Below are 13,679 nucleotides of genomic sequence, written 5' to 3'. Positions count from 1 at the left end.
TCTTTTATACAATTGGAGAGGGGCATATCATGAATACAATACATCCAACAACAATCCCAGCACTAAATAAAGAATTAGGCGAGCAGGTTTCAGGTTATATTAACACTTTAACGAAACCGCCAGGAAGCTTAGGAAGATTAGAAGAATTAGCGATTCAGTTAGCCGAAATGAAAAATAATCCATTTCCTAAAGTATCCCCTGCGGGCGTTCTAGTGTTTGCGGCTGACCATGGAATAGCCGCTGAAGGGGTCTCTGCATTCCCGCAAGAAGTGACCGAGCAAATGGTCATGAATTTTCTTAACGGCGGAGCTGCGATTAATGTATTTTCAAGACAAATTGGTGCTGCATTGAAGGTTGTAGATATTGGTGTAGCAGGAGAGATCGAGCATGAGGCGTTAATTGCGGATAAGGTACGAAACGGCACTCGTAATTTCTTTGAAGAAGATGCGATGACATACGACGAAGCAGTTGAAGCCATTGCGGTCGGAAGAAGGCAGGCTGAAAAACTCATTGAAGAAGGCATTGAGAGCATCATTCTTGGAGAAATGGGAATTGCCAACACAACATCAAGCAGTGCGCTCCTAGCTGTATTGACTGGCAAGCCCGTTAAAGATTTAGTTGGATATGGGACGGGTATCACAAATGAACGCCTGCAGCATAAAATAGAGATTATTAATCAGTCAATCGAGAATAGAAAAGCGGATGCAGCAGATCCGATTGATATTTTGAGGAAGCTAGGGGGTCTTGAGATTGCAGGCATGACAGGAGCTATGCTGTTTGCGGCTGAACGTCGCGTTCCGATTATTTTAGATGGGTTTATTTCCACGGTCGCAGCACTGATTGCTGTCCGTATGGCACCAGTATGTGCAGAGTACATGATTGTCGGGCATCAGTCGGTTGAGCCAGGACACTTAACAGCAGTGGAAGCCCTCGAAAAGAAACCGCTAGTTAATTTGGGATTAAGGCTTGGTGAAGGTTCTGGTGCTGCGGTAGCTTTTTCAATTATTGAATCTGCATGTAGAATGGTGAGTGAAATGGCTACCTTTGAATCGGCTGGTATCTCGAAATAATTATCACACAAAAATGATCTCGCCATAAAAAATCCCGGTAGACACAGCTAGTCGCTGTCCACCGGGATTTATTTTTACAGTTATTCAGTACGTGTATTACCGCCATTATTCTGCCCATTTCCACGAACTAGAACTTTTAATCCTTGTCCCATATCAGAAGCTAGTACGTAATTTCGGTCAACGAATACGCCCCATACATCGCCTTGATCTGGTACATACTGACCGATTTGCTCTGGGTTAGCTGGGTCTGAAATATCTACCATGTACACGCCGCCAGCATAGTGGCTTAAGTAAAGCGTATTTCCTTGTACTTTAGGGTCATGAACAGTATTAGCAAATGTCGTACCATCTTCTACTTTTTCCGTTAAGTCCGTTTTGAACTCACTTAAAAGCTTTGGATTGGTCTTATCCTTCACATCGAAAATACGAGTATAACCATAAGACTCTTCATAGCCCGCGCGTACAGGAACATACACTTCTCTTGTTTCAATTAAGACGTTGCCGCCACGAGCAAGTGCAGCGGAGTGAGCAGAACCTTGCTGCTCAGAAGAGAAGTCTGTGCGCCCAAGGTATACAGGGTTTTCAGGGTCACGTACATCGAAAATGACCGTTCCTAAATCCCACATAGACACATATGCATATTGTGCATTATTGTCTGTAATGACTGAATGATTAAATACTGCTCTAGTTTTACCGTCCGGAGCGTTCCAGTGGTATCCATTAAAGGAATCGTCTACTTCAGCAAGATCACGAGGGTCAAACTCCCACAACTTTTCAGGGTTTGCAGGATCAGTGACATCAATAATTTGGAAGTCTTTTTCTTCGCCCCCACTATAGTAGTCAGCATACGGGTTTGAAGTGAATACTAGGGCGCGATTTCCTTGAGTCGCTAAATAAAGCTCATGTGTACCTGCTGTATTATCATACACTTCATAGAATCCAAGTTTTTCTGGGCTGTATGGATCGGTTACATCATAAAGCAAGAATCCTCCTGCAGTGTCGGCATTGCGGTTCCGCTGCTGAACACTTACAACCGCAAGATCTCCTTTGAATTCTGGTGTATTCACTGATTTAACAATCACTTTCTCCTGCCATGTACCAGGGACGTCATCGTGAGCAAATGCAGCTACTTCAACAGGGTTGGAAGGATCTTTCATATCAAAAACACGAACCCCGCCGTTCGCACCGCCAGCTGTATGTGTTCCTAAATAAGCAAATCCTTTATGGGCATACACATCAGCGGTATTGTTTTGAGCACCTCCGTTAATTTTCTCGATTTGTACAGATGCTGCTTCTTGTAAGCTTGACACTTTGCCTGACCCTTCATTTTTCGCCTCACCTAGCGTGGCTAACTCTTCATTTGAGAAGACGATACGCTCACCCTTTTGAAGTCCAGACTCATCTAGTGCATCATGTGCAAGTACTGCAGGTGCTGCAGCCGATAATACTAAAGCGCCTGCTAATGTAGATTTAAGAACAACATGTCTCATTTTTTTCAATCGAATAACCTCCAATAATTTTTAGATTATTTCACCTTTTCACAATTCAATATACTAAAGCAGAAACCTTTATTAGTATACTAATTATTTCGGTTATTGAAATAATTAATGCTATTTTCCTAACGAGCAGTAGGTATGTAGTTGGATATTTTTTCTAGGATGATAGTTGCTGAATAAAAAAGAACTAGAATATTTCTACATGCGAAACATTCTCATTGCTTCTATTATTAAATAGGAGTAAAGTGGAGGAATGGAAAAAAGAGAGTAAGAGGGGAAACCAATGAATCATTTTTTGAAGCAACATTTATATGTTGTTTATTCTGTCATTTTACTTATGTATATAGCCAATACGTTTATAGGCAGTGAACCAATTCATTATGTAATCGGAATCCTTGCCATTCCGATGCTTCTCATATCCTTTTTAGGGGCGAGTAAACTATTTCGTATTTTAGGCAGTATTTTTATTACTGTCGGTACGGGGATGTATATCTATTCTGGACTGCCGCTCTATCAAGTCCCGCTGTATTTTACATCCACTATGCCGTTACTCGCCTTTTTAACCGTGTTACCTTGGATGAACAGCATCGTTCGTGCAGGACGTTTTGACCGTCGTATTAATGAATTAATGAAAGCAAATGTGTCAGACTTAGGGAAGCTGTATGTCAGAAGCTCGTTTACGACGTACACTTTATGTTCGTTCATTAATTTATCCGCCTTATCGATTTCTCAAGAAGTGCTCCTAGAGAATATGGCTAAAATGAAGAAAAAAATCAAGGATTCTTTTATAAGTCAAACGACGCTGCGAGCATTTGCCGTTGCACTCTGCTGGAGTCCGATGGAGATTATGGTGGCGATGACAGTGGATGCGACAGGTGTCAGCTATCTAGCTTATCTTCCTTGGCTCATTCTTTGTTCATTCATTGTGTTAATGGTGGATTGGTTATGGGGGTCCAGGCGATTCAAGTCGGTACCTTATGAAGCAGCTGTCTACCATCCCGAACGAACGATTGAACCTGGCATCATTGCATGGAAAATCACCAAACTGGTAATTGCATTAACTGCCTTTTTGCTCATTGTGGTGACATTAGGGAATGCCTACAACTTAAACTTTATTTTATCTGTTACGCTTGTCATCTTGCCATTTAGTTTCTGCTGGGCTCTTGTTATGAACAGGATGCGGAGTTTTCTTGCGATTGGATGGGGGACGTGGAAATTTCGAACAAATCACATGCAAAATTTTGTTGTGTTGTTCTTATCACTTGCTTTTTTCTCTTCTAGTTTAAACGAAACACCTTTTCTAGGAATGATCCAGCAGCCGTTTTTAGCTGCCTCTGAGACACCTTTAGTCATTTTACTGCTAATTCAAGGTACTTACTTATTGATGAGTATGATCGGAGTCCATCCTGTAGCTACAATCGGCATACTAGCTGAGGTAATGCAGCCTTTATATTCAGTCATTAATCCAATGAGCGTCGGAATGGTATTAATTACAGGTGCACTAGCAACAGCTACAGTTGGAGCTTACGGGATCACTGTCACGATGACCTCGATGAACACGATGCAAAATCCTTATCGCATTACGTTGCGGAATATGCCATTTGCTATATTGTACGGAGGGGTTGGCACGTTAATCGGATATTTGCTTTTATAAATTAAAAAAGGAGATGACCAGCGCATTGGCGGTCATCTCCTTTTACCTTACCCTAACAACTTACAATCTGGGGTCGTAACGATTATTATCTGCCACAGACACCTCATTTCATTCTTGTTAAAAACAATCTTGAAATTTCTGGTTACTGTACAATGCAATCACCTCATAAAAGGGATAATCGAAAAACATCCAATTTGTATAGCTAACATCATGTTAAAATGATGGGGTATGGTTGTTGAGAGCACTGCTGCCCTCAAAACTTATTATAGCCAGAGGATTATTTTCTATACAAAAAAATAAAAAACATTTAGGTGCCTATAAAAGTGCAACCTAATCATATGGACAAAAGAAAAGATGAGGGATGTTATGGAGAATCGAATAAGCAAGGGAATTCAAATAAACAATGAAATTCAAATAAGTAAAGAAGTTCAAAAAGCGCTTGACCTCTTGAATTATAAAAAGCTGACGAACGTTCAGGAAAAAGTTGTACCGGTCGCTATAGCTGAAAAAGATGTCATCGTTAAAGCACAAACAGGAAGCGGAAAGACAGCTGCTTATGCCATTCCTTTATGTGAGAAGGTCATTTGGGAGGAGAATAAACCGCAAGCATTAGTATTAACACCGACAAGAGAATTAGCGGCCCAAGTGAAAGAAGAAATCATCAATATCGGCCGATTTAAAAGGGTGAAAGCAGCAGCGGTTTATGGAAAGCAATCCTATGAAAGACAAAAAATAGAGCTGAAGCAGAAAAATCATATTGTCACAGGCACTCCAGGACGAGTTCTTGACCATATCGAGAAGAATTCACTGGATACAACAAATATTCGATTTTTGGTTATTGATGAAGCAGATCAGATGCTGAATATGGGATTTATTGATCAAGTGGAGGCCATTATCGCACGGATACCAGCTAATCGAGTGACAATGTTATTTTCAGCTACGTTTCCTTATGGAGTAGAGGAGCTTTCTAAGCGTCATATGAGTCTGCCTGAATATATCGAAATTAACTCAACGGAAGCAAGCCGGCCAAATATTAACCACGCTATAATTGAAGTAGAGGCTGATGAGAAAACAGACGTTTTAAAAAAGGTATTAATTACAGAAAATCCTGATAGCTGCATCATTTTCTGCCAAACGCAAGTAGAGGTAGATAAGCTTGAAAAATCCCTTTTAAGAAGCCAATATCCTGTAGAAAAATTACATGGGGGAATGAAGCAGGAAGACCGTTTTGATGTAATGGATCGGTTTAAAGAAGGTGCTTTTCGTTATTTAGTCGCAACAGGGGTAGCGGGCAGAGGGATTGATGTCGCTGATATAGACCTTGTCATTAACTATGATGTACCTGCCGAAAAAGAAAATTATGTGCATCGGATTGGGCGGACAGGCCGGGCAGGGAAAAAAGGAAAAGCGAGAACCCTTGTTACTCCGAGTGAACATGGATACATTGATGATATTGAGGATTTTATTGGTGAGCAAATTACACGAGTACCACGTCCTGGAAAAGAAGAAGTAAAGAAAGCTATGAAGGCGTTTCAGATTAAATTGAAAAAGAAACCTCAACTAAAAGAAAATAAGGCAAAAAAACTGAATCAAGATATTATGAAATTGTATTTTAATGGGGGAAAGAAAAAGAAATTACGTGCGGTTGACTTTGTAGGAACTCTCTCTTCCATAAATGGCATACAGTCAGATGATATCGGGATTATTACCATTCAAGAAAGAGAAACCTATGTTGAAGTTTTAAATGGAAAAGGCCCGCTCGTTCTTGAAGAAATGAAACATCGTACGATTAAAGGCAAGCAATTAAAAGTTCACCCGGCGAAAAAATAAGCGAACTGCCAGTCTAGTACTGGCAGTTTTTTCTATAAAAATGTTCACGTTTCGTTCAATCAGATTAAGTGCATTTTACTAATAGATTGTTTATAATAGACATCAATAAAGATATTGTGAATCATTTCACTAACTCCAGCTATACAAGTTAAAAAACAGGGGAATGAAACGATGACTGAACTTAAGCAAATCGCAAAATCATATAAAATGACTAGGCTTGCTCTTATTATCACAGCGATTTTAACTGGTGCAACAGTGATTGCCCAAGCCTATTTCATTGTCACGATTGTCGATGAAGTATTTGTACAGGGCAGCGCATTTACAGAACTCATCCCACTATTCGGCTGGCTTCTTGCGGCACTTATTGGGAGAGTGGTCCTGACTCATATAAACGGATTACTTGGTGTTAAAATGGCTGCATCAGCTAAAGCCAAGCTTAGAAAAACATTAATTGACAGGCTGGCAGCGAATCCGCTTCAAGCATCGATGAAAGGACAGTCTGGAAGAAAAGTCAGTGTGCTGATGGATTCAGTGGATGAGGTGGATAGTTATTTCAGCAAGTATATCCCGCAGGTCATCCAGACCTCTGTTATTCCGCTGATGATTTTGATTGCCGTTTTTCAAGCGCATATCTATACCGCGCTGATCATGATTATAACAGCACCATTTATTCCATTGTTCTATGTGATCATTGGATTAAAAACAAAGCAAAAATCAGAAGAACAAATGGATAAGCTTGCTGCATTTTCCGGACGTTTTTTAGATACACTCCAAGGGTTGACGACATTAAAATTATTTGGTCAGGCTAAAAAACAAAAAGAGACGATTCGAGAGAGCAGCACGGGGTTTCGCGAAGCGACAATGGATGTATTAAAAATTGCCTTCATCTCCTCATTAATGCTCGAATTTATCTCCATGCTGGGGATTGGCTTGATCGCTCTTGAAGTAGGATTACGTTTAATCATTTTTGAGAGCATCACGTTTCATGCAGCCTTCTTTGTCCTTGTTTTGGCACCGGAATTTTATATGTCGCTAAAAGACCTCGGCAGTGCCTTTCATACAGGGCGAGGCAGTTTAGGGGCTGCTAAAAAAATTACCGATGAACTAAAGGAAGAAAGCGGGAAAGTAAACTGGGGTGATGCTCAAATGAAGAGTGATGAAGTGCCGCCTCAAATTGAGCTGCAACAGTTCGAGGTCAAATATGGCGAAGGAGAATTCACTTTACAGGACATTAATACAACAATTAAACCATATGAAAAAGTAGCCATTATCGGACGCAGCGGCTCGGGCAAAACCACACTCCTCCATGCTATTGCGGGGCTGTTGCCACGCACTGCGGGAGCGATTCTGATCGACGGTTTATCTCAATCAAAGTATAAAGAGTCAGAATGGTTTGATCAGGTTTCCTATATTTCGCAGAACCCTTACTTGTTTGCTGGCACTATTGCTGAGAACATTGCGATTGGAACAAGTGGTGAGGTGACTCGCAATGATATTGTTGAGGCATGTGACAAGGCAGGCTTAACTGAGTTAATCAACGAGTTAGAAAATGGCTATGATACAGAAGTCGGTGAAGCCGGACGAGGACTTTCTGGCGGTGAGAAGCAGCGTCTCGCAATCGCTCGTGCGTTCTTAAAGCAGCCTAAAATTATTCTATTTGATGAGCCTACTACCGGCCTGGATCTGAAAACAGAGAGAATTCTGCAAGCGTCAATCGAGGAGCTTTCTAAAACATCAACGGTAATTACAGTAGCTCACCGTCTTCATACGATACGCCATGCAGATCGCATTATTCTCTTAGAAAAGGGTGAAAAGATCGCAGAAGGTCGTCATGAAGAGTTATTACAAACGTCTCGTGAGTACCGTGAGATGGTTCAGATTCAACGAGGAGGGGAGACTCGATGAAAGAATTAGCGAATGTGGCGGCTTTATTGCTTTCACAAAAAAGAGACATTGTCTATTCAGTTCTTTTAGGCTTTTTAGCGGGTCTTGCTGCCATTGGGTTGTTTTCTGCAAGTGGATATTTAATCTCCAAAGCAGCCCTCGCCCCTCCGCTTTATGCATTATCCATCATGATTGCGTTATTGAAGTTGTTCAGTATATCAAGAGCAGCAGCCAGATACGGCGAGCGGCTGTTCTCACACCGAGCAACATTTACTATGCTAGGGGACCTGAGAGTTTCCTTTTATGAGAAACTTGAACCGCATGCCCCTAATTTATTTACTAAATACCGGAGCGGTGACCTGCTTGCGCGAGTTGTCGGTGATGTGGAAAGCCTGCAGAACTTTTTCTTGCGTGTATTCTATCCGCCCCTTGTGCTTGGGCTCGTTTTTTTAGCAACAATCATGTTTTCAATGTTCTACTCATTCTATATTGCCTTATTGCTTTTATTTGGCTTGCTGTTAACAGGCATTATTCTCCCAGCTCTTTTTGCAGTCAGCCTGAAGAAAAAGAAAAACGCCGTGCGAGTGGAACGAGCAAAGCTATCAACCGATGCCACGGAATTCATGCATGGGTACCGCGACTTGAAAATTTATCAGAAGCTAAATGAGAAACAAGGTCTGCTTGAGAAATCAGCTGCCTCCTATGTTAGGGAACAGCAGATTGAAGGGAATGTAGCAATGGTCAATCAAACAATTCATCAAGCTGCATCTCTTATGATTTCATGGGGCGTCCTTCTTTTAGGTGCCTATCTTGTAAGCGGCGGACAGTTAGATGGAGTGTTCCTTGCGATGCTCGTGATGATTTCGTTAACAGCATTTGAAAATGCAGCCCCGATGGCTGTTTTTCCGAATCATTATGAGGAAAGTCGTAAAGCTAGCAGCAGATTAAATGAAGTGGTGAAGGATGAGGCGCAAGAAAAGTCAATAAAGCCATTGTCACTTTCTGACCCACCATCCATTGAAGTGAAAAGTCTACAATTTTCATTTGAGGGAGATTTTAGACCGGTATTAAGAAACATTTCAGCGGTCTTTCCAAGAGGCTCCAAAACAGCGATTGTCGGTGCAAGCGGCTCTGGAAAATCAACCTTGATGCAGCTTTTATTAAAGGTACAAAAAGCAGACTCAGGTGAGGTTGCTTTTAACGAAACATCGATTAATGATGTATCAGACGAGAGTATATGGACACATGCAAATGTTGTTCTTCAAGAAAATCATTTCTTTTACGGCACAATTAAAGATAATCTATTAATCGCTAAAGGTGATGCATCAGATGAAGAGCTGATTGAACTCTTGCACAAAGTGGAACTAAGCGGGTTTCAGCTAAAGGATCAGGTATATGAAAAGGGAGAAAACTTATCTGGCGGCGAGAAGCAGCGTCTGGCCATTGCTAGAGCGATGCTAAAAGGAAAGTCTCTCTGGCTGTTAGATGAGCCGACCTCTTCACTCGACGCTCTAACAGAAAAGAACATTTATAGGCATCTCTTTCAACAAGCCAAGGACGATACAATGATTTTCATCACCCACCGCCTGACAGGTCTTGAACACATGGATCAAATCATTGTGATGGACCACGGGGAAATCGTAGAATCAGGAAGTTATGAAGAACTGATGGAGAAAAAAGGATACTTCTATGAGATGAAGCAAGTGGAAAGAGAAATGGTTGGATAAACCTATATAAATAAACCGAGTGAAGGATGCTCGGTTTATTTTTTTATGATCGTTTTTGGGGTGGAGTGTATGGGGCCTTAAGATGCTCACTGAAAAAGTCCCCCCTGCAGTAATTGTTGATTTCCACTGCAGGCACACGCTTTCCGCGGGCGGTCCGGGAGCTTCCTCGTCGCTACGCTCCTGTGGGATCTCCCCTGGCCACGCTCATTCCGCAGGAGTCGGTGCCTTTCGCTCCAATCAACGGAGTGAGTAGGTTGATAAGTGGTCCCTCTCATTTATTTAGCTTTTTACTAATCCTTTCAAACACACAGTAATGAAACAACAATAATATTTTAAATTTGAACTGACCTTCAACTCTATCATGTCACTAAATATTTCCAAGAAGCAGTAACCGAGCGGATGAAATATACGTAGACTTCTGAGGGAACTAAAGCAAAGGTGAGACCCCACAGTGCTTTTGCACGAGGAGGCTCACCAGCTTCCCTCGAAAAGCGTAGTATATTTCAGGAGCGGTATCCCATAGGCCGCATCTATAATATTCTAATTCATACAAGTTAAAATACTGTTCCCAGCCTCTTTTATTAAATACTAATTATTTCTTCCCCAGCTTCTTCAACTCTCCAAGCACTGCCGCAAACGCTTCTCCTTGCTCATCAAGATTTTCACGTATGCTGCGGAATGGATCACCTTCCGAACGTAACCGCTCGATTACTCGTGGAATCGTAAAGTCATCAGGTGTAAGTTTGTCACCAACCTCATCCCAATAAAGCGGAGTGGCAACAAGCCCTCGTCTGTGCCCTCTCGTTGAGTACGGAGCAATGATTGTTTTTCCAGCATCATGCTGAATGTAATCAATGTATAAACGACCGCCACGATTTTTCTTCAGCCGCTCAATGGTAAATATCTCAGGGTTTTGTTCGCATAAATAAATACTGACAAACTCACTAAATGCTCTAGTTTGCTTATATGAAAATGCTTCCTCTGGCAGCGGGAGATAAAGCTGAAGTCCTTTATTCCCTGACGTTTTCACATAAGAGGTGAGATGAAACTGATCAAAGATCTCCTTCATCTGTAAGGCTGCTTGAACAGCTAGTCCAAATTCATCTACACTGGGCGGATCAAGATCAAATACTAATTCTGCAGGCTTGGTTTGATGAATCGTCTGATACGGGATGTGAAACTCAAGTGCTAATTGATTACCAAGCCACAATAAGCTTTTAAGGTCATTGCAAAGTATATATTCAATATCCTCATCGACTGCCGTTTGAATGAACGATGGGGCATAATCAGGCGTGTTTTTCTGGTAAAATGACTCATCATCTGCTCCGTGTGGAAACCGGATAACAGTTAACAGTCTGTCTTGTAAAAAGGGAAGGAAGAATGGAGCTGCTTTTTGCAAATACAAAAGATAATCATCTTTCACTAGATGAATAGATGGCCAAACTGGCTTGTCAGGATGAGTGATTTCAACTTGTTTAGGGATAGGGTGGAGCTGTCTTTGTAGAGAATTCCATGTGCAACCATCCGGTTCTGCGTCCATCAAAAATGAATCAAACTGAGGTTCACGAAGCTGTTTTCCATCAAAGCCGATAGAAGCTATATTCACCACGATAGATGGTGGCAGGGTCCACGTTTCTTTCCCTCTTTTTTCGCCATTTTCCTTAAATAATGCAGTTAGAGTCGTGTACTCCTCATCCTTCATTCCGTGTTTAAAATGAGTTACAGCAGTCAGCTCACCATCTTTTAAAACGCTGCCTTCAAAATATCCGTTTCCTTTATCATAGGCGGTCACTATTAATTGAACATAGCGCCAGTTTTTAATTTTCAACCAGTCTTTTGAGCGGGTAGATCGGTACGTACTCGTCTTCTTCTTTGCTACAAGACCCTCGCCATTATGTTCTGTAACAAAGTCAAAGAGTTCCTCTCCTTTCTTAAATGTTTCGATGATCTGCAGAGGAGATGTATCTTTTGTTATGCCTAATACTTTGCATAGCTTATCTAACTGTTTTTTTCGTGTGAAAAGTGGATTCTCCATAAGAGATGTGCCGCTGATTTTTAGGAGGTCAAATGCGATAAAATTCATTGGGTAAAGCCTGCTGTGTCGGGTGATGGATTCTATTGTCCGCAGTTTGCCGCGCTGCTGCACTAATGTGAATTCACTTTGATAGGAGTTGGTAAGGTGAACCAACTCACCGTCTAATATAAGAGGCAGATATTCTTTAACTTGCTCATAATTCGAGCGGCACCACTCAATGATTTCTGGAAAGTTTGCTGTTAATTCTTTTTCGTTCCTGCTATAAAGCTGCGGCGTTTCATTTTCCCAAACCAACAGGCAGCGATAACCATCGTACTTTGCTTCGTAGAGCCATTGGCCGCCTCGGGGTATGGTTGGATTGGAGTGAAGAAGCATCGGTTTCAAGTGTAAAACCTGCCTTTTCTTTTTTCTAGGTAGCGTTTGATAAATCCAACCTTCTATACATAATTCGAGACAAACTTCTGCATAGTAAGAAAAAAAGCAGGTGAGAAAATGCATACAGTATGGAAGGGCAGCATTAGTTTTGGACTTGTAAATATACCAGTGAAACTGCATACAGCAACTGAAAATAAAGATATCAAATTAAGACAGCTCCATAAAAAGTGTCACACACCGATCACTTACCAAAAAAGATGTCCTGATTGCGAGGAAGAAGTGGCTCAAGAAGATATCGTCAAAGCCTATGAATACGCTAAAAATAAATTTGTCGTTCTTGACGCAGAGGATCTTGAGCAATTAAAGAAAGAACAAGAAGAAAAAGCGGTAGAAATTATTGACTTTGTGAAGTTAGAGGAAATTGATCCGATTTACTTTGAAAAGAGTTATTTCATGGCACCTGATGCTGGAGGTGCGAAAGCGTACAGTCTACTTAAAGAAGCGCTGAATGAATCAGGAAAAATCGGCATCGCAAAAATTATCATTCGTTCAAAAGAGCAGTTAGCTGTTGTTCGGGTCTATAAAGAAGGCTTAATCATGGAGACCATTCATTTTCCCGATGAGGTCCGAAAAATAGAAGATGTACCAAACTTGCCTGAGGGGCAGAAGATTGTGAAGAAGGAATTAGACACGGCCTTGTTGTTAGTTGAACAGCTGACGACCACGTTTGACCCTGAAAAATACCACGATGAGTACAGAACCGCATTGATGGATCTTATAGAAGAGAAGAAAACGGGCAAGAAGACCGTTACAGCAACAGATAAAAAGCCGAAAGAATCGAATGTCACTGACTTAATGTCTGCGCTGCAAGCATCGATTGATAAGACGAAAAAGAAAAAGCCTGCTGCAAAGAAGCGGACAACGGCTAAAGCTAAGAAAAACGCATAAGGATGAAGCTGCCGAGGCAGGGGCTTAGGAACAATTGTATAGATTCAGACGATTTATGTGTCAATGTGAGCGCTGATTGCGCAGGTGTTATAGATATTTGTATTCGTACACCTCATTATTGCGTCGCTTCCAACACCGAAAGAGAGCTGCGAAAATGCAGCTCTCTTTTCTTAGGAGGAAATAACCTTTAGATGTATTTTCCGGTTTTTTCTCGGGCCGTCAAATTCACAGAAATACACACCTTGCCATGTGCCAAGAACAAGCTGTCCATTTGAGATAATAAGGGTTTGCGCGTGGCCGACAGTGCTTGTCTTTAAGTGAGCGGCCGTATTGCCTTCTGCATGACGATCAAGTTCCTGCTCCCACGGATATACTTCATCTAGTCTTCTTAGGAAATCTGTTTTCACATCAGGATCCGCATTCTCATTAACCGTAATTCCTGCTGTTGTGTGCAGTGAAGAAGCGATCACAATCCCATCTGCTGCTCCAACATCTTTTAACCAATGTTCAATTTGCGAGGTGATATCAATCATCTGATCTCGGCTGTTCGTATCGATATGTAAGGTTTTCTCCATTGCTACCCTTCCTTTCTTTTCCTTTAACGTATCATTAACGTATCATTCATATCGTACCCTTACTATAGAAGACAGAAACATGAAT

General features: G+C 41.4%; 9 protein-coding genes. 6 read left to right on the top strand and 3 right to left on the bottom strand.

Features of this window, described 5'->3' with window-relative positions; genetic code table 11:
* Positions 1–29: 29 nt before the first annotated feature.
* Positions 30–1,070 carry a nicotinate-nucleotide--dimethylbenzimidazole phosphoribosyltransferase gene (gene cobT, locus BPOF4_RS10305; RefSeq protein WP_012959098.1) on the top strand — a complete coding sequence of 347 codons (1,041 nt, stop codon included), beginning with the start codon at positions 30–32 and terminating at the stop codon, positions 1,068–1,070.
* Positions 1,071–1,150: 80 nt separating this feature from the next.
* Here cobT and BPOF4_RS10300 read toward each other — a convergent pair whose 3' ends face one another.
* Positions 1,151–2,560 carry an LVIVD repeat-containing protein gene (locus BPOF4_RS10300; protein ID WP_041822839.1) on the bottom strand — a complete coding sequence of 470 codons (1,410 nt, stop codon included), beginning with the start codon at positions 2,558–2,560 and terminating at the stop codon, positions 1,151–1,153.
* Between the two features lie 289 nt (positions 2,561–2,849).
* Between BPOF4_RS10300 and BPOF4_RS10295 the strand changes: the two genes are divergently transcribed.
* From BPOF4_RS10295 to cydC, 4 genes are all read left to right on the top strand, one after another.
* Positions 2,850–4,220: a hypothetical protein gene (locus BPOF4_RS10295; RefSeq protein ID WP_012959096.1), complete on the top strand. Its 1,371-nt coding sequence runs from the start codon at positions 2,850–2,852 to the stop codon at positions 4,218–4,220.
* Positions 4,221–4,586: 366 nt separating this feature from the next.
* Positions 4,587–6,050 carry a DEAD/DEAH box helicase gene (locus BPOF4_RS10290; protein WP_012959095.1) on the top strand — a complete coding sequence of 488 codons (1,464 nt, stop codon included), beginning with the start codon at positions 4,587–4,589 and terminating at the stop codon, positions 6,048–6,050.
* A gap of 171 nt (positions 6,051–6,221) precedes the next feature.
* Positions 6,222–7,955 (top strand): thiol reductant ABC exporter subunit CydD, encoded by a 1,734-nt coding sequence (gene cydD, locus BPOF4_RS10285; protein ID WP_012959094.1) that lies wholly within the window; start codon positions 6,222–6,224, stop codon positions 7,953–7,955.
* Entirely contained in the window at positions 7,952–9,661 is a 1,710-nt protein-coding gene (cydC, locus tag BPOF4_RS10280) for a thiol reductant ABC exporter subunit CydC (RefSeq protein WP_012959093.1), read from the top strand. The genes cydD and cydC overlap by 4 nt, the downstream gene beginning before the upstream one ends.
* Positions 9,662–10,253: 592 nt before the next feature.
* On the opposite strand, the gene BPOF4_RS10275 is transcribed toward cydC, so the two are convergent.
* On the bottom strand, positions 10,254–12,071 hold the full coding sequence (locus tag BPOF4_RS10275; RefSeq protein ID WP_081457714.1) for a DNA ligase D: 1,818 nt from the start codon (positions 12,069–12,071) through the stop codon (positions 10,254–10,256).
* Positions 12,072–12,188: 117 nt separating this feature from the next.
* On the opposite strand from BPOF4_RS10275, the gene ku reads away from it, so the two are divergent.
* Positions 12,189–13,019, top strand: a complete 831-nt coding sequence (gene ku / locus BPOF4_RS10270; RefSeq protein ID WP_012959091.1) for a non-homologous end joining protein Ku — start codon at positions 12,189–12,191, stop codon at positions 13,017–13,019.
* Positions 13,020–13,189: 170 nt separating this feature from the next.
* On the opposite strand, the gene BPOF4_RS10265 is transcribed toward ku, so the two are convergent.
* On the bottom strand, positions 13,190–13,594 hold the full coding sequence (locus BPOF4_RS10265) for a secondary thiamine-phosphate synthase enzyme YjbQ (RefSeq protein ID WP_012959090.1): 405 nt from the start codon (positions 13,592–13,594) through the stop codon (positions 13,190–13,192).
* Positions 13,595–13,679 lie beyond the last annotated feature (85 nt).

Origin of the sequence: Alkalihalophilus pseudofirmus OF4 (assembly GCF_000005825.2) — a bacterium.
GTDB classification, from domain to species: domain Bacteria; phylum Bacillota; class Bacilli; order Bacillales; family Bacillaceae_D; genus Alkalihalophilus; species Alkalihalophilus pseudofirmus.
Note: the sequence above shows the minus strand (reverse complement) of the source record. Positions and strands in the feature narration are given on the sequence as shown.

Excerpts from the sequence above, each read along its gene's own strand:
- cydD (WP_012959094.1), top strand. The coding sequence starts at position 6,222 with ATGACTGAACTTAAGCAAATCGCAAAATCATATAAAATGACTAGGCTT.
- BPOF4_RS10290 (WP_012959095.1), top strand. The coding sequence starts at position 4,587 with ATGGAGAATCGAATAAGCAAGGGAATTCAAATAAACAATGAAATTCAA.
- cydC (WP_012959093.1), top strand. The coding sequence starts at position 7,952 with ATGAAAGAATTAGCGAATGTGGCGGCTTTATTGCTTTCACAAAAAAGA.
- cobT (WP_012959098.1), top strand. The coding sequence starts at position 30 with ATGAATACAATACATCCAACAACAATCCCAGCACTAAATAAAGAATTA.
- BPOF4_RS10300 (WP_041822839.1), bottom strand. The coding sequence starts at position 2,560 with ATGAGACATGTTGTTCTTAAATCTACATTAGCAGGCGCTTTAGTATTA.
- ku (WP_012959091.1), top strand. The coding sequence starts at position 12,189 with ATGCATACAGTATGGAAGGGCAGCATTAGTTTTGGACTTGTAAATATA.
- BPOF4_RS10275 (WP_081457714.1), bottom strand. The coding sequence starts at position 12,071 with ATGCTTCTTCACTCCAATCCAACCATACCCCGAGGCGGCCAATGGCTC.
- BPOF4_RS10295 (WP_012959096.1), top strand. The coding sequence starts at position 2,850 with ATGAATCATTTTTTGAAGCAACATTTATATGTTGTTTATTCTGTCATT.
- BPOF4_RS10265 (WP_012959090.1), bottom strand. The coding sequence starts at position 13,594 with ATGGAGAAAACCTTACATATCGATACGAACAGCCGAGATCAGATGATT.